The organism is Thiopseudomonas denitrificans (genome assembly GCF_002866065.1).
Taxonomy (GTDB): domain Bacteria; phylum Pseudomonadota; class Gammaproteobacteria; order Pseudomonadales; family Pseudomonadaceae; genus Thiopseudomonas; species Thiopseudomonas denitrificans.
This window is the reverse complement of the sequence record NZ_LNJZ01000003.1, coordinates 60,494-77,563: the sequence shown is the minus strand read 5'-3', so window position 1 is coordinate 77,563 and position 17,070 is coordinate 60,494. Positions and strand designations below refer to the sequence as shown.

The following is a 17,070-nucleotide window of genomic DNA, read 5'->3' as shown; positions in this document are numbered from 1 at the left end:
AAACCCGAATGACCATTCGTCACCTCACGGCGACAGGTGTGCGCAACCTTGCACCTGTCGCCCTTGACCCTTCACCCCGCATCAACTTGCTATACGGCTGCAATGGCAGCGGTAAAACCAGCTTTCTGGAAGCCATCTACTTTCTCGCCCTGGCACGCTCGTTCCGCAGCGCCCGCATCCAGCCCATGATCCAGCAGGACCAGGAACAGGTTCTGGCCTTCGCCCGGATCACCACCGCCTCCGGTGACGAACTGGGCATTGGTGTAAGCCGCAATCGCCAGGCCGATATCCAGATCCGCATCAACGGCGAAAACATCCGCAGCATGGCCGAGCTGGCACGTCATCTGCCGGTTCAGCTGATCAATCCCGAAAGTTTCCGCCTGCTGGAAGGCGCCCCGAAAATACGCCGCCAGTTCCTCGACTGGGGAGTGTTCCACGTGGAACATTCCTTCATGCACTGGTGGCAACGCCTGCAGCACAGCCTGAAACAACGGAACTCACTGTTACGCCATGCTATAATCGACGACCAGAGCTTACAGGCATGGAACCTCGAATTCTGTGCCGCCAGCGAACAGATAGACCAGTTTCGTCAAGACTACATCCGCCGTCTCAAGCCCGTCTTCACTCGTACCCTGTCCGGGCTGATCGATCTGCCCGGCCTGAGCCTTAGTTATTACCGTGGCTGGGACAAGGACAAGAGCCTGCAGCAAGTGCTCGACGATTCGATCCAGCGGGACAGGCAGCTCGGCCACACCCAGGCCGGGCCGCAAAGAGCCGACTTGCGCTTGCGTATCGGCCAACAGAACGTAATGGACATACTGTCTCGCGGACAACAGAAACTGGTGGTGTGCGCCCTCAAAATTGCCCAGGGGCACTTGTTGGCAGAGTCGATGGGGCAGCAATGCGTTTATCTGGTCGACGACCTGACTGCCGAACTGGATCCGACACATCGCAAAGCCCTGTGTTGTTTGCTTGAACAACTGGATTGCCAGGTATTCATCACCGGCACCGATCCAGACAGCCTGAATCACGACTGGCGCAAGGACACGCCCGTCAGCATGTTCCACGTGGAACATGGCCACATTAAAGAATCCGGAGTAACCGAATGAGCGAAAATGTCACCTATGACTCCAGTAACATCAAGGTACTGAAAGGGCTGGATGCCGTCCGCAAACGCCCGGGCATGTACATTGGTGATACCGATGACGGCACCGGCCTGCACCACATGGTGTTCGAGGTGGTCGACAACTCGATTGACGAAGCCCTGGCCGGGCACTGTGACGAGATCTCCATCACCATTCACCCGGACGAATCCATTACCGTACAGGACAACGGCCGCGGCATTCCGGTCGACATTCACCCGGAAGAGGGCGTATCCGCTGCCGAAGTCATCATGACCGTACTGCACGCCGGCGGAAAGTTTGACGACAACAGCTACAAGGTATCCGGCGGCCTGCACGGTGTCGGTGTCTCGGTGGTCAACGCCTTGTCCAGAGAGCTGGTGATGACCATTCGCCGCCAGAACAAGGTATGGCAGCAAACCTATCATCATGGCGAGCCCCAGGCGCCGATGCAGCCGATTGGCGACACCGACAAGACCGGTACCTGCATCCATTTCAAGCCCTCGGCAGATACCTTCAAGAACATCCAGTTCAGCTGGGAAATTCTGGCCAAGCGCCTGCGTGAGCTGTCATTCCTCAACTCCGGTGTCGGCATCCGTCTCAAGGACGAACGCACCGGCAAGGAAGAGCTATTCAAATACGAAGGCGGTCTGAAAGCCTTTGTTGACTACCTCAACACCAACAAGACCACCATCAACCAGGTCTTCCACTTCTCCGCTTACCGCGAAGAAGATGGCGTCGGCGTCGAAGTGGCCATGCAGTGGAACGACGGTTTCAACGAAAACCTGCTGTGCTTCACCAACAATATTCCACAGCGCGACGGCGGCACCCACCTGGTCGGCTTTCGCACCGCATTGACCCGTCACCTGAACAACTACATCGAAGCCGAAGGCATGGCCAAAAAGGACAAGGTCGCGACCACCGGTGACGACGCCCGTGAAGGGCTGACCGCCATTGTTTCGGTCAAGGTGCCCGACCCCAAATTCAGTTCGCAGACCAAGGACCGTCTGGTCTCGTCGGAAGTGAAAACCGCCGTCGAACAGGAAATGGGCAAGTACCTGGCCGACTATCTGCTGGAAAACCCGGCCGAAGCCAAGGCGATTGTCGGCAAGATGATCGACGCCGCCCGCGCCCGTGAAGCAGCGCGCAAGGCCCGCGAAATGACCCGTCGCAAGGGTGCCCTGGACATCGCCGGCCTGCCCGGCAAGCTGGCCGACTGCCAGGAAAAAGACCCGGCACTGTCCGAACTCTACATTGTGGAAGGTGACTCTGCGGGCGGCTCTGCCAAACAGGGCCGCAACCGCAGAACCCAGGCCATCCTGCCGCTCAAGGGCAAGATTCTCAACGTGGAGAAGGCCCGTTTCGATCGCATGATCTCGTCCCAGGAAGTCGGTACGCTGATCACCGCACTCGGTTGTGGCATCGGTCGTGACGAATACAACATCGACAAACTGCGCTACCACAACATCATCATCATGACGGATGCCGACGTCGACGGCTCGCATATCCGCACGCTGCTGCTGACATTTTTCTTCCGCCAGCTGCCCGAGCTGATCGAGCGCGGCTACATCTATATCGCCCAGCCCCCGCTGTACAAGGTCAAGCGCGGCAAGCAGGAGCAATACATCAAGGATGACGAGGCGATGGAGGAGTATCTGACCCAGGCCGCACTGGAAGATGCCAGCCTGCATGTCAACGAAAACGCCCCTGGCCTGTCCGGTACCGCGCTGGAAGCCTTGGTACAGGAATACCGTGGCGTAATGAGAACTCTGGAGCGCCTGTCACGCGTCTACCCGCAGGACATCACCGAGCAGTTCCTGGACCTGCCCCAGCTGTCTGAAGATGCGCTGCAAAGCCCCGAGCAGGTGCAGCAGTGGACTGCCGCCCTTAACGAACGCCTGACCGCCGTCGTACGCTCCGGCACCGAATACAGCGCTGAAGTGTGTCAGGACAGCGAGACCGGCAGCTGGTATCCCTGTGTGATCATCCGGGCCCACGGTGTCGAAGACCGCGTGCATTTCAAAAAGGAGTTCTTTTCCAGCAATGACTACGCCAGCGTCGCGGCGCTGGCTGCACAGCTCAACGAGCTGCTGGAAGAGGGTGCCCACGTCATGCGTGGCGAACGCAAACAGAAGGTTTCCAGCTTCAAGGAAGCCCTGACCTGGCTGATGGCCGAAGGCTCCCGCCGTCTGGTCGTGCAGCGCTACAAGGGGCTGGGCGAGATGAACCCGGAGCAGCTATGGGAAACCACCATGGACCCGGAAACCCGGCGCATGCTGCAAGTCACCATCGAGGACGCGATTGCTGCCGACCAGATCTTCAATACCCTGATGGGTGATCATGTCGAGCCGCGCCGCCAGTTCATTGAAGACAACGCCCTGGCTGTTTCCAACCTGGACTTCTGATCTTCACCCCCAATAAAAAACGGACCTCGTGGTCCGTTTTTTATTGCCTGCATCTCGGCACTGCAAAGCCACGCTCACTCCGGCTCCCCGACCAGCCGGCAGGGAAACGACAGACTGACGGTAAACCCGCGCGCATGCTGCACCGACGTCAGCTCGCCCTGGTAGCGCTGGCACACTGCAGAGACTATCGACAAACCAAGCCCGCTGCCTTCGCTGCTGGCCTTGGCACGCCAGAAGCGCTTTTGCGCATCGACAAACTGCTCCGGATCAAGCCCCGGGCCACAGTCGGTGACCCGCACATAGAGACGCCCGTTTTCCCTGTCCAGCGTCAGCCGGACCGCCCCCTTGGGCGAGTACTTGAGTGCATTCTCCAGCAAGTTGCGGATCGACATGCCCAATAGACGGTCGGGCACATTGGCCAGGCAGGGCTCCTGCAAGTGGCTCTCGACCTCGATACGGGAAAACTCCGGGTGTGCAAACAGATGTTCCAGCACCTGGCGCACAATCTGCAACGGGGGCAGTGTCCCGGCACGGCCGGGATCGTTATCCACATCCAGCCGCGACAACAACAGCAGATGTTCCAGCATGGCCTGCATGCGCTCGACTGCCTGTTCCGCCTTGCGCAGGCTGTTTTCGCCCTGGCTGCTGCCGGCAGCCATCAACGCCACCTGCAAGTGCGTCTTGATTGCGGTTAGCGGGGTACGCAGTTCGTGGGCTGCATCATCGTTAAAACGCCGCTCACGTTCCAGCAGAGCACCCAGCCGCTCCAGCAGCTGATTCAATGTCACCACCAGCGGCTTAAGCTCCACCGGTACCGACTGCACGTCAATCGGGGCCAGATCATCCGCCTTGCGGCCGGCCAGATGCAGGCGCAAACGGTTCAGGGGGCTAAGGCCCTGGCCGATGCCGAACCAGATCAGTACCAGGCTGCCCACAAGCGCCAGCACCACAGGCAGGGCAGCAGCCAGAAACATGATCTGCTGCAGATGTTCCCGCTCGTCGAGCCGGTCGCCAATGGTGATCAGCATCTGGTGACGTTGCACCGTAAACGTGCGCCATTCCTCACCATCAACCCGGGCGTCGGAAAAGCCGACCAGCTCTTCCTCCGGCTGCGAGAAGATCATGTTCGGCATGCGCACCAGCACTTCGCCACGCAGCGTGCGTACCTGACAGACCAGTCCGCGCTTGAGCCCGCCCAGCAACGGGTTGGTGAAAGGGCTCATCGCCGGGTTGACCGACGCCTGCGGAATCTGTTCCAGCAGCCCGGCCACCATGTGCGCAGAAGACTCCAGCCGCTGGTCCAGCACCCGCTCAAGCTCCTGGCGCAGATCGCCCAGCAGCCAGATGGCGGCAAAGGACCAGAGCAGGGCAAAGGTGCCGCCCAGGATGAACAGCAGGCGCTTACGCAGGCTCATTGGGCTTGCCCAGCCGGAAACCCAGGCCACGCACGGTCTCGATCACCGTACTGCCGAGTTTGCGGCGCAAGTTATAAATGTGAACGTTGATTGCGTTGCTCTCCACACCATCACCCAGCCCGTAAAGGCTGTCTTGCAGCTGTTCGGCACTCAGGATGCGGCGTGGATTGTTGAGAAAGGCCAGCAACAGCATCATCTCCCGCCGGGCCAAATTGATATCCTTGCCATGCAGGCTGACTGTCAGCAGGTTTGGGTCCACCACCAGCCCTTCGTGTTCGATCAGGTGGGTACTGCGGCCAGTGGTGCGTCGCAGCAGGGACTGCAAACGTGCAGTCAGCTCGCGCAGGTCGAACGGCTTGAGCAGGTAGTCATCGGCACCGGCCTGTAACCCGTCAACCCGCTGGCTAACCGAGTCCCGGGCACTCAGGATCAGCACCGGCATGTCATTGCCACTGGTGCGCAACTGGGTCAGCCAGTCCAGCCCGTCACGGTCGGGCAGGCCCAGATCAAGCACCACTGCATCAAAATGGCCCACCGCAAGCGCATGGCTGGCAGCCGACGCGGTATCGACATGATCAACGGTAAAATTGGCCAGTGACAATCCCGCACTCAGGCCCTCGGCAATCTGACAATCATCTTCAACTAAAAGAATATGCATCGGTACTCATTCCGTTGGCCAAAGCTCATGGGCATAAAATTGGCAGAAATAGATTAATGTTAAGTTAATCCTTAACAGTAAGGCTGTCATCACGACTGTAAATGCAGGACAATACAACATTTGTCTGATCAGGGTAGCGGTCAAATCGGAAACACGCCACCCTTCAGTATTTTTCCTTGAACGGACTTGATTATGCGTTACCTGGCCAGCCTGTTGCTCCTTGTTTTCAGCTTTTCGGCGCAAGCGTTTTTCAGTAACCAGCAAGACTTCCTCCCGGTTGAAGAAGCCTTTCAGCTGGAGCTGCTGGAAACCCCGGACAACAACAGCGTCCTTTACTGGACCATCACCCCCGGCCACTACCTGTACCGGCACAGCATCAGCGCAGTCGATGCGGACGGCAATGCTGTCGAACTGAGCCTTCCCGACGGCCTGGAAAACGAAGACGAATTCTTCGGTTTGACCTACATCTACCGGACCGACCTGCAGGTGCCGCTTGCACCCGACCAGCCCCGGCCCCATGCGGTAACCTGGCAGGGCTGTGCCGATGCCGGGCTGTGTTACCCGCCGCAAACCACCGAAGTGGGCCTGACCGCCGCCAGCCACCAACCACAGGACACATCCGCCGCGCTGGCCGGAGACCTGGGCATTGCGCAACAGCTCGCCAGTGCCGGCCTGCTGGTCAACCTGGCGGCATTTTTTGCCATGGGCCTGCTGCTGGCGTTCACGCCCTGCATGCTGCCTATGCTGCCGATTCTCAGCAGCGTGATTGCCGGCAGCAAGCCCGGTGGCTGGCAGGGCGCAAAACTGGGGGCTGCGTTTGTGGTGGCCATGTCGCTGGTGTATGCCGCACTTGGCGTCATCGCCGCCCAGCTCGGCAGCAATCTGGCCGCCGCCCTGCAAAACCCCTGGTTGTTGCTGCCCTTTGCCGGCCTGTTCATCCTGCTGGCCATGGCCCAGTTCGGCCTGTACAGCCTGCAGCTGCCCGCGTTCATCCGTGAACGGCTGCAGAAAACCGACCGCAACATCAAGGGCGGTAACCTGCTGGGTGCTACCGCGCTGGGTGTCCTGTCCGCCCTGCTGGTCGGTCCCTGCATGACCGCCCCCCTCGCCGGTGCGCTGCTGTATATCGGCCAGTCGGGCGACTCGCTCAAGGGCGGGCTGGTCCTGTTCAGCCTCGGGCTGGGCAGTGGCTTGCCGCTGCTGCTGGCCATGAGCTTCGGCATGCGCTGGCTGCCAAAGCCCGGCCAGTGGATGGAGCATATCAACCGCATCTTTGGCTATGCATTGCTGGCCGCCGCCATCTTCATCGTGCGCGGCCTGTTGCCCGACAGCCTGGTGCTGGCCCTGTGGGCGGCGTTACTACTGGCCGTTGCCGTACACCTGGCATCCCTGCAGCCAAGAGGCTGGACTCTGTTCACCCGCTTCACCGGCATCTTGCTCGGCGTCTGGGCCTCAATCATGCTGATGGGCGCAGCCAGTGGTGGCAGCGACCCCTGGCAACCACTGCGTCACCTGCAAGGCGGCACAACCGCCACAGTCACCCAGCAGCCGGTACGCATTGCCGATCCTGCCCAACTGAAAGAGCAGCTCAGGCAGGCACAGGAGCAAAACCAGTGGGTAATCATGGATTTCTACGCCGACTGGTGCATTTCCTGCAAGGTGATGGAGCGCACGGTATTTGGCCAGCCCGACGTACAGGCAGCCATCAGCGGCATGCGCTTTCTGCAACCGGACGTGACGGACAACACAGCAGCCCAGCAGGCACTGCTCAAGGAGTACGGCATTATCGGCCCGCCCACCATCATCTTCGTCAACCCGCAGGGCAGGGAAGTGCGTAGTGCCCGCATCACCGGCGAAGTCAACGCCGCCGAATTTCTTGCATACCTGCAACAAGCACGGAGCGAGTGAATGCTCAGTTTCAACATCGGCCCCCTGGCCATCCCGACCCAGCTGGCCATTCTCTACCTCGGCCTGCTGTGCGCCTGGCTGACCGGCTGGTGGCTGGGTCGCAAGCGCAAGGCCGACCCTGAGCCAATCCTGTTCCGCTTGTTGCTGCTCGGTTTTGTCGTGGCGCGGCTGGCCTTCGTCATCCGCTACCATGACCAGTACAACGGCAACTGGGCCGGCATGCTCGATATTCGTGACGGCGGCTTCAACCCGCTGGCCGGAGTGCTGGCCGCTCTTGCCGGAGCCGGCTGGTATCTGTGGCGCAAGCCCGTGTTGCGCATTCCACTGGCCGCCGGGCTGGCCACCGGAGCGGTAATCAGCGGGCTGGGTTTCGCCATCCTGCACGCCATGCTCAGCAGCCAGCAACTGCCCGACCTCTCGGTACGCAACCTGCAAGGCGAACCGGTCAGCCTGCACGACCTGCGCGGCCGGCCGATGGTCATCAACCTGTGGGCCACCTGGTGCCCGCCCTGCCGCCGGGAAATGCCGGTACTGCAGGCCGCCCAGCAGGCCAACCCGGACATCCTTTTCGTCTTCGTCAACCAGGGCGAAGGCCAGCAACAGGTCGAGCGTTTCCTGCAGCAACAGGGCCTGCAGCTGGACAACCTGCTGCTCGACAGCGGTGCACGGCTGGGGCAATCGGTCAGCTCGCTGTCATTACCGACAACGCTGTTCTATGATGCCGACGGCATCCTGCGCAACAACCACCTGGGCGAGCTATCGGCTGCCAGCCTGCATCATGCCATGCGCACCATTGCACCCGCACCCGTCACCACCGACACCCGCCCGGCACCATCTCATCCATAAATGAAAGGACACCCCATGAAACTGACCCGCATTGCCGCACTGGTTGCACTGTCCGGACTGGCCAGCATCGCCTCTGCCCAGGACTACCCGGCCCCCATTGAGGCCATGCAAGCCAAGGGCGTGGAAATCCTCGATACCTTCAACGCTCCCGGCGGCCTGGAAGGCTATGCCGCGATTTATCACGGCCGTCCGCTGGCCATCTACCTGACCAGCGACAAACAACACGCCATCATCGGCAGCCTGCTGGATGCCAGCGGCAACGACCTGACCAGCCCGGTGATTGACGAAAAAATCAACCGCCCGCAAAGCAAGGTGATCTGGAGCAAACTGGAAAAAGACAGCCACTGGGTTTCCGAAGGCTCGAAGCAGGCCGACAAGGTGGTCTATGTCTTCACCGACCCCAACTGCCCCTACTGCAAGCGTTTCTGGAACGATGCCCAGCCCTGGGTCAAATCCGGCAAGATCGAACTGAGGCACATTCCGGTCGGCGTACTGGGCGAGGGCAGCCGCAAGAAAGCCGCCTACATCCTGGCAGCCAAAGACTCGACCAAAGCCCTGATCGACAACGAAAGCGGCAAGGCACCAGCCAAGGAAAACGCCATCAGCGACCAGCAGGCCACCCAGCTGGATGCCAACCTGCAACTGATGTCCCAGGTCGGTGCCAGTGGCACACCCGCCATCCTCTATCTGGATGAAACCGGCATGCTGCAGCTGCACCCCGGCGCTCCACAGGGCGAACAGCTGGTCGAGATCTTCGGTTCAAAACCCTGAATCCGTGAATGAATGTAAGCTTGCTATGGCCTTCTCCGGCGGCCGGCACTAGAATGCCCATGCCGGAAACTGGCCGGTCAAACAGGAACCTGACAACCTTCATTCAAGGATAAAAAATGAAAGACATTCTCTTTTTCGAAACCATGGTTACGCCAAAGATCATTACATTCGTGTATTGGTTGCTGCTGTTTTTCTCGGTTGTTTCTGGCTTGGGTGTCATGTTTGGCGGCTATGGCGGCTTGTCTTTTACAAAACTACTGATGGGACTGGGCACAATCATTGGTGGCGCGATTGGCTCAAGAATCTGGTGTGAACTCATGATTGTCCTGTTCAAAATCCATGAAAACCTGAAAACAATCGCCAACAAGGCTGAGCAGTCCGAGTAATCCATCCGTATCTCTCAAACCACCGCCAGGCGCTTTGAGACAGACATACAGGCTGATCCAGATCCGGTGACCGGGCATTCCGTCACCGGATTTTTCAACCCCGCTCCTGACCTTACCCCTGCACCAGCTGCTCCAGGCCAGGCCTGCCAGCCCGGTTTGTCGCTTTTGCGACAGGCAAACCCCTTGGCCATTACCGCTTGCCGGCACGGCTATTGGTGCATTTTCCGTGTAATATCATCCTGACACACGACCTCTCCCCGCATATACCAAAAAAGCATAGGCCAATGCTTTTATATTCTTTAAGGTTTTAAGCCGGCACGTTTATAGTCTGTCCACTGACTCGTAAAGTTCACTGGTACACGACAATGAAAACAACAAAACTCTCCCGCTACTGGCTGCTGGCCGCTACCGCCGGCCTGGCTTTCGGCACAGCACAAGCCGAAACCCGAAGCCTTTCCGACTCCCTGCAAATCCAGGTACTCAGCGCTGCCTGTGCCAACTGTCACGGCACCGACGGCAATCAGGGTGGTGCAGTGCCTGTCATCGCTGGCCGCCCTGCTGGCGTACTTGAATCACAGCTGCTCGCCTTCAAGCGTGGCGAAGACCCCAAAGCCACTGTCATGCCGCGTCATGCCGCCGGTTATACCGACGCTGAGCTGGCTGCACTGGCTAACTACTTTTCCAAACTTGGCCGTTAACGGGGTCCCGACATGAAAAACACTGACAAGAATTTCGCTCTAAGCCGCAGAACCCTGCTCAAGGGGCTGGGTGCCGCCTCCCTGCTGCCACTGGTTTCCGCCTGCAGCACCAACGCACTGACCAGCAGCAGTGCCGGCCGCGTAGTGGTAATCGGCGGCGGCTTTGGTGGTGCCACCACGGCCAAATACATCAAGCGCTTCAATCCGGCCATCGACGTGACCCTGGTGGAAGTGAACCGCACCTTCCATACCTGTCCGTTCTCCAACCTGGTACTGGCCGGCGAGCGCAAGCTGGATGCCATCGAGCACAACTATGACGAACTCAAGCAGGTCTATGGTGTTCGCGTCATTCATGCCCGCGCTGAAGATGTCGACCCGGTTGCCCATACCGTGCGCCTGTCCACCGGCACCAGCCTGCAGTACGACCGTTTGGTTCTGTCTCCGGGCATCGACTTCCGCTGGAACGCCATCGAGGGTTATGACGAGGCAGCTGCTGAGCTGGCTCCGCACGCCTGGAAGGCCGGCCCGCAAACCGCACTGCTGCGTCGCCAGCTGGAAGAAATGGAAGACGGCGGCACCTTCGTCATGAGCGTGCCGGACAACCCCTTCCGCTGCCCGCCCGGACCTTACGAGCGCGCCAGCCTGGTTGCCCACTACCTGAGCAAGCACAAGCCGAAGTCCAAGATCCTGATTCTGGATGCCAAGGACAATTTCTCCAAACAGGGCCTGTTCACCCAGGGCTGGAAAGAGCTGTATGGCGACCGCATCGAATGGGTCAGCCTGTCCAATGACGGCAAGGTGGTACGTGTCGACGCCAACAAGCTGGAAGTGGAAACCGAGTTCGGCAACCGCCACAAGGCTTCCGTGCTCAACGTGATTCCGCCACAGAAGGCCGGTTTCATTGCCGAGCGTGCCGGCGTCACCAACGCCGGTGGCTGGGTACCGGTGAAGCCGCAGACCTTCGAGTCCGAACAGGCGCAAGACATCTACGTGATCGGTGATGCCAGCATTGCCGCGCCTATGCCCAAGTCCGGCTTCAGCGCCAACGCCCAGGGCAAGGTCGTTGCAGCGGCCATTGTCGCTTCATTGGCCGGTTTCGACTCGGTCAACCCGACCTGGTCCAACACCTGCTACAGCCTGGTAGGCCCCGACTACGGCATAACGGTTGCCGATGTCTACCGCGTCGAGGACAATGCGCTGGTGGCGGCACCCGGTGGCGGTGTCAGCCCGCTGGATGCGTCTCCGGCTTTCCGCAAGGCCGAGGCCGATTACGCCCACGGCTGGTACGAAGCCATTGCACGCGATACCTGGGGAACCCGTTACTAAATGCCGGACTTTGTCGAAGCCTTGTTGGATGCCCCGCAACAGCTGATGCTGTGGGGCACCCTGCTGTTTGGCCTGCTGCTGGGCGCGCTCCTGCAATGGAGCCGTCTGTGTCTGTTGCGCGGGCTGGTACATGTGCGCCAGGGCAACCATTTGAAACTCAAGGCTTTCGCTCTGGCCATGACCGCTGCCGTAGCCAGCAGTCAGCTGCTGGCCTGGTATAGCGGAGTCGACCTGGCCGGCTCCATCTATGTGCAGGACAATCCGGCCCTACCGGTCATCCTGTTTGGCGGATTGTTGTTCGGCTGCGGCATGGCGCTGGCCAACGCCTGCACCGGGCGCAGTCTGGTACTGGCCGCCGGTGGCAACCTGCGCTCGCTGGTGTGCCTGCTAAGCCTGGCCATTGGTGCCGGGCTGGCATTGTCCGGCCTGCTGGCCGAGCTGCGTGTCTGGCTGGAAAACCTGACCCGTTTCAGCCTGCCGGTATCACGCCTGCCGCTGTGGGCAGGGCTGGTACTGGTCGCCGGTCTGCTGTTTTACGCCCTCAAGGGCAGAACACTCTGGCAATCGACCCCTGATCTGGTCGGCAGCCTGCTGGTCGGTATCCTGATCAGCAGCGGCTGGTGGCTGACCGGTGTGGTCGGTGCCGACGAGTTTGAACCCGTGCCACTACTGTCCGTCAGCTTTGTGGCACCGGTATTTGAAACCCAGCAATACCTGCTGCTGTTTACCGGCAGCAAACTGAGTTTTGGCATTGTGCTGGTGGCCGGCGTGTTTGCCGGTGCCCTGTTGCGGGCACTGCTGGCCCGCGAATTTGTCTGGGAGGCCTTTGACAGCCCGGGCCGGCTCAAGCGCAGCCTCAGCGGTGGTTTATTGATGGGTGTGGGCGGAGTATTATCACTCGGATGCACCTACGGACAGGCGCTGAGCGGTTTTTCCACCCTGGCCATTACCAGCCTGGTCGCCATAGCCGGCATTGTAGCCGGTGCCTGGTGCACCCTTGCGTTACTGAAAAATTGAGGAAGACGATCATGTCCCGACTGCTATTTGCCCTGCTGCTGAGCACTCCCCTGAGCCTGCTGGCTGCCGAACCGGCCGAGTTTGCACCGGTTGCCGAACTGCTGGCTGGCAGCACACCGCAAACCGCCGGCCTCAAGCTGGACCTGCCCAGCGTGTCCGAGGATGGCTCCGCCGTGGCGGTCGGTATCCAGTTTGAAGGCCAGCTGGAGCCGGGCGACCGTCTGGCCAGCCTGCACCTGTTCGCCACGGAAAATCCGCGTCCGGAGCTGATCGCCTTCCGCCTGCTGTCCGACCAGACACTGCCGGACTTCAACACCCGCATCCGCCTGAACGAAAGCCAGCAAGTGATTGCCGTGGCCGTCAGCGAGCAGGGCCACAGCTGGATCAGCGCCAAGGATGTGCGGGTGACCATCAGCGGCTGCCTGGTACGCGACCCGGATGCAGAGGTAATTACCGGCATGCAGAACCCCCGCATCGCGCTGCCAAGACGCATCAAGGCTGGCGAGCCGGTCGAGCTGCGTACCCTGATCAACCACCCGATGGAAACCGGCCTGCGCCCGGATGCCGACGGCAGTCTGATCCCGCAGAACCTGGTACAGAGCCTGCAACTGGCGATTGACGAGCAACCGGCGCTGGAAGTGCAGTTTGCCAACGGCACCGCCGCCAACCCTTACGTGCGCCTGGTGGTGCAGGGGCAGGGCAAGGAGCTGGACTTCCGCTGGCAGGACCAGCAGGGCGAGGAAGTGGTGGAGAAGCGTCAGCTACCACTGTAATCAGCCTGCAAGCACAAGGGGCTCCCTTGGGCCCCGTCCCACATCGGCATCCCGTGAAAACACCGCCCACTTCAGGCGGTGTTTTTTATGGTCTGGCCGAAACAGCAAGCCTGACTTCAGCAGGAGCTGTCATGGCCACTGCAGATTGAATCTGTCACGCGCCACAGTCGGCAGCCCGGCATCATCTATGTGGCTTGCAACCAGTTCGCCATCTGCCTTGCGCACCCGCAACTCGTTGCCCACCACGGCTAGGCGGCTGCCATCCGCTGCTGCGCGCGCCATGATCAGCTGTTCCATGAAGGTCGATTCCGGATGGGTGCTGGTGTACCAGTTGGCCACTTTCTGATCGATAGCATGCATCGGCGTGCCATCGAATTCATATATGTCCAGCCAGCCGCCGTCCTGCCACACCTGGTGAAACCAGCGGCCGTCTTCCAGCACCAGTCGCCGCCGGTCATGGGGCGTCTGCTGCTCCAGTCCGGCCTGCCAGAGCAGTGCCGAAGTCAGGGAAAAACCGCCAACGCCCACATCCGTCAGCCATTGGCGGCCATCCAGCTCAACCAGCACAAACAGGTGGGTACGGCCCGGAATCTCGCTGCGTTCCTTGCAACGCAAACGCACCCGCGCGCCCAGCCCGGATGCCCGGTAGCCCAGCGCATTCAGCACACGAATGAACAGGCCATTTTGCTCGAAGCAATAACCGCCGCGCCTGCGGGTGACCAGCTTGTCAAAGATGGCATCCGGCTCCAGGCTGATCGGCTGCCCCTGCAGGACATCCAGATTCTCGAAAGGGATCGACTGCGCATGGGCTCGGGTCAGGGCATGCAGCCCGGCAAGGCTTGGGACAGCCTCTGGCTGATGACCAATGCGGTCAAAATATGCGGCAAGAAAATCCATGGTCACCACCACTTCAGACATCGACAAAACAAATCCGGTAAAACTTCGCAGGCGACAGACTACCCGGCCTGACACAGGACACACAAAGACGGCAACATCCCCTATGATGAATGCATCACGCCACCACCAGCGATATTGCAAATATCCCTGCCGGTGACTGTAGCACACAAGAAATGGGCGAACGCAGACATGAAAACCATCGGTCTTATCGGCGGCATGAGCTGGGAATCCACCATTCCCTATTACCGCCAGATCAACGAAACCGTCAAAGCGCGACTGGGCGGCCTGCACTCGGCCAAAATCATCCTCTACAGCGTCGACTTCCAGAAAATTGCACAGCTGCAGCAGGCTGGCGACTGGGACGCCGCCGGCGAAGTGCTGGCCAGCGCAGCAGGTGCACTCGAAACAGCAGGTGCGGAACTGCTGCTGATCTGCGCCAACACCATGCACAGGGTGGCACCTGCAGTGAAAGCCGCCACCAGCATTCCCCTGCTACACGTTGCCGACGTCACCGCCAGCGTGATCAAACAGGCGGGGCACTCCAGGGTCGGGCTGATCGGCACCCGCTTCACCATGGAGCAGCCGTTCTATCGCGAGCATCTGCAACAGCATGGGCTGGAAGTGCTGGTTCCCGACGCAGCGGACCAGAACAGCATTCACCGCATCATTTTCGAGGAGCTGTGCCTTGGCGTGGTACGGGACGAGTCACGCCAGATCTACCGGACAATCATGAAGCAGCTGGTGGAGCAGGGGGCACAGGCCATCATTCTGGGTTGCACGGAAATCGCCATGCTGGTGAGCCAGGCCGACTCGTCCGTACCCCTGTTCGACACCACCGGCATCCATGCCCGGGCCGCAGCCGAGCTGGCGCTGGAAGATTGAATTGGCCAGGTTTACGCTCTTCAAAAAACAGGGCTCCCGCTTTCGCGGGAGCCGGGCCAGTTCCTGGTAACAGGAACGAGAAGCGAACAACAGGCTGTCTAGAACCTGTCCGTGATCGCACCTTCAGCGGCACTGCCTACGGTTTTGGCATATTTGGCCAGAACACCACGCTTGACGTTGGGCTCGGGCGCTGCCCATGCCGCCTTGCGTCTGGCAAGCTCGCCTTCCGGCACATCGAGTGTAATGCTGTCTTCAACGGCATCGATGATGATCCTGTCACCGTCTTCAATGAGAGCGATAGGGCCGCCCACCATGGCTTCGGGGCTGATGTGCCCAACGACAAAGCCGTGGCTTCCGCCAGAGAAGCGGCCATCGGTGATCAAGGCTACTTCGTTGCCCAGGCCACGCCCCATGATCGCCGAAGTAGGGGAGAGCATCTCACGCATACCCGGACCACCTTTGGGGCCTTCATAGCGGATGACGATGACGTCGCCGGCCACCACGGTGCCGTCAAGGATGGCTGCCATGGCCAGCTCTTCAGAGTCATACACTCGGGCAGTGCCTTCAAAGTGGGTGCCTTCTTTGCCGCTAATTTTGGCCACGGCACCGGTCGGGGCCAGGTTGCCTTTCAGCACACGCAAATGGCTGTCCTTTTTGATGGGCTGGTCGAAGGGCATGATGATGTCCTGGCCTTCGGGATAGTCTTCCACGTCTTTCAGGTTGTCAGCCAAGGTGCGGCCACTGACCGTCAGGCAATCGCCATGCAGCAGGCCTTTTTCCAGCAGGCGCTTCATCAGTGGGGCGATACCACCGATTTCAATCAGCTCTGACATCATGTATTTACCGGACGGACGCAGGTCAGCCAGCACGGGCACACGCTTGCCGATTTCAGTGAAGTCATCCAGCGTCAAAGGCACGCCTACGGCATCGGCCATGGCGAGCAGGTGCAGGGTAGCGTTGGTGGAGCCACCCAGTGCGATAACCATGGTGACGGCGTTTTCAAAGGCTTCACGCGTCATGATGTCGGACGGCTTGATGTCCTGTTTCAGCAACCACTTGATGGCTTCACCGGCACGCTGGCAGTCCTTGTGTTTTTCAGGGGACACCGCTTCCTGAGCCGAGCTGCCCGGCAAGCTCATGCCCAAGGCTTCAATCGCAGAGGCCATGGTGTTGGCGGTGTACATGCCACCACAGGAACCAGGACCGGGAATGGCTTCTTTCTCGATTTGAACAACCTGCTCCTCGGTCAGGTCACCGCGTGCGTGAGCACCAACCGCCTCAAATACGGACACAATATCAGTGTGGTTTTTGCCGGGCTTGATGGTGCCGCCGTAGACAAAAATGGAGGGACGGTTCAGGCGCGCCATGGCGATGATACTGGCCGGCATGTTCTTGTCGCAGCCGCCAATCGCGATCAGACCGTCAAAGCCCTGGCAGCCGGCAACGGTTTCGATGGAGTCGGCGATGACTTCACGTGACACCAGGGAATATTTCATGCCCTGATAGCCGTTGGCAATGCCGTCCGAAATGGTGATGGTATTGAATACAACAGGCTTGGCACCGGCAAAATAAACGCCTTTGGCTACCTCATCGGCCAGGCCGTTGATGTGCATGTTGCAAGGGGTCAGGCTGGCCCAGGTGGAAGCAATGCCCACTTGAGGGTGTTTGAAATCCTCATCGGTGAAGCCCACGGCGCGCAACATTGAACGCGCCGGTGCCTTGTCGATGCCGTCTACGACAATGGCGGAGTATTTGCGGTTCTCGTCGTCAGTGATAATCATCTGTCCCTCACTCAAGCAGTGCTTTGGCTGTGTGGATGCTTTGGCGCATGTGCTTGCGCTTTGTTTGTCCCAAACATAGCACCACTTGCTTAAAGAACGATTAAAGCCATGGTTCTACACAACAAACAATTGATCACTATTAACAAAGCCGGCAGCTTCCATGCCCAGACTGCAGCCGGGCAGGTA

The 17,070-nt window shown here is 59.9% G+C and carries 15 protein-coding genes; 11 read left to right on the top strand and 4 right to left on the bottom strand.

What is annotated here, in order from left to right:
* Positions 1-8: 8 nt before the first annotated feature.
* A complete protein-coding gene (gene recF, locus AR306_RS01730) occupies positions 9-1,109 on the top strand; it encodes a DNA replication/repair protein RecF (RefSeq protein WP_101495834.1) in 1,101 nt (366 codons plus the stop codon).
* Complete coding sequence (gene gyrB, locus AR306_RS01725) at positions 1,106-3,526, top strand: DNA topoisomerase (ATP-hydrolyzing) subunit B (RefSeq protein ID WP_101495833.1); 2,421 nt, start codon at positions 1,106-1,108, stop codon at positions 3,524-3,526. Before recF ends, gyrB begins: the two co-directional genes overlap by 4 nt.
* A 74-nt stretch (positions 3,527-3,600) precedes the next feature.
* Here the strand turns inward: gyrB and AR306_RS01720 are convergent, their stop codons facing one another.
* Entirely contained in the window at positions 3,601-4,941 is a 1,341-nt protein-coding gene (locus AR306_RS01720; RefSeq protein WP_101495832.1) for a sensor histidine kinase, read from the bottom strand.
* Positions 4,928-5,599: a response regulator gene (locus tag AR306_RS01715; protein ID WP_101495831.1), complete on the bottom strand. Its 672-nt coding sequence runs from the start codon at positions 5,597-5,599 to the stop codon at positions 4,928-4,930. Before AR306_RS01715 ends, AR306_RS01720 begins: the two co-directional genes overlap by 14 nt.
* A gap of 192 nt (positions 5,600-5,791) precedes the next feature.
* On the opposite strand from AR306_RS01715, the gene dsbD reads away from it, so the two are divergent.
* From dsbD to AR306_RS01675, 8 genes are all read left to right on the top strand, one after another.
* Complete coding sequence (gene dsbD / locus AR306_RS01710) at positions 5,792-7,507, top strand: protein-disulfide reductase DsbD (protein ID WP_101495830.1); 1,716 nt, start codon at positions 5,792-5,794, stop codon at positions 7,505-7,507.
* Positions 7,508-8,353: a TlpA disulfide reductase family protein gene (locus AR306_RS01705; RefSeq protein ID WP_101495829.1), complete on the top strand. Its 846-nt coding sequence runs from the start codon at positions 7,508-7,510 to the stop codon at positions 8,351-8,353.
* Between the two features lie 15 nt (positions 8,354-8,368).
* Positions 8,369-9,124, top strand: coding sequence for a thiol:disulfide interchange protein DsbG (dsbG, locus tag AR306_RS01700; RefSeq protein ID WP_166627868.1), 756 nt, complete (start codon positions 8,369-8,371; stop codon positions 9,122-9,124).
* Positions 9,125-9,240: 116 nt separating this feature from the next.
* Positions 9,241-9,510, top strand: a complete 270-nt coding sequence (locus tag AR306_RS01695) for a DUF4282 domain-containing protein (RefSeq protein WP_101495827.1) — start codon at positions 9,241-9,243, stop codon at positions 9,508-9,510.
* 365 nt (positions 9,511-9,875) lie between these two features.
* Entirely contained in the window at positions 9,876-10,208 is a 333-nt protein-coding gene (locus tag AR306_RS01690) for a c-type cytochrome (protein WP_206167940.1), read from the top strand.
* A 12-nt stretch (positions 10,209-10,220) separates the two neighbouring features.
* A complete protein-coding gene (locus tag AR306_RS01685; RefSeq protein WP_101495826.1) occupies positions 10,221-11,534 on the top strand; it encodes an NAD(P)/FAD-dependent oxidoreductase in 1,314 nt (437 codons plus the stop codon).
* Positions 11,535-12,551, top strand: a complete 1,017-nt coding sequence (locus AR306_RS01680) for a YeeE/YedE family protein (RefSeq protein ID WP_101495825.1) — start codon at positions 11,535-11,537, stop codon at positions 12,549-12,551. It begins immediately after the preceding gene.
* Between the two features lie 11 nt (positions 12,552-12,562).
* Positions 12,563-13,324, top strand: coding sequence for a thiosulfate oxidation carrier protein SoxY (locus AR306_RS01675; RefSeq protein WP_166627869.1), 762 nt, complete (start codon positions 12,563-12,565; stop codon positions 13,322-13,324).
* Positions 13,325-13,453: 129 nt separating this feature from the next.
* Here AR306_RS01675 and AR306_RS01670 read toward each other — a convergent pair whose 3' ends face one another.
* Positions 13,454-14,242: an arylamine N-acetyltransferase family protein gene (locus AR306_RS01670; protein WP_101495823.1), complete on the bottom strand. Its 789-nt coding sequence runs from the start codon at positions 14,240-14,242 to the stop codon at positions 13,454-13,456.
* A 168-nt stretch (positions 14,243-14,410) separates the two neighbouring features.
* On the opposite strand from AR306_RS01670, the gene AR306_RS01665 reads away from it, so the two are divergent.
* A complete protein-coding gene (locus AR306_RS01665; protein WP_101495822.1) occupies positions 14,411-15,103 on the top strand; it encodes an aspartate/glutamate racemase family protein in 693 nt (230 codons plus the stop codon).
* Between the two features lie 98 nt (positions 15,104-15,201).
* Here the strand turns inward: AR306_RS01665 and ilvD are convergent, their stop codons facing one another.
* Complete coding sequence (gene ilvD, locus AR306_RS01660; protein ID WP_407071173.1) at positions 15,202-16,884, bottom strand: dihydroxy-acid dehydratase; 1,683 nt, start codon at positions 16,882-16,884, stop codon at positions 15,202-15,204.
* Positions 16,885-17,070: the final 186 nt, after the last annotated feature.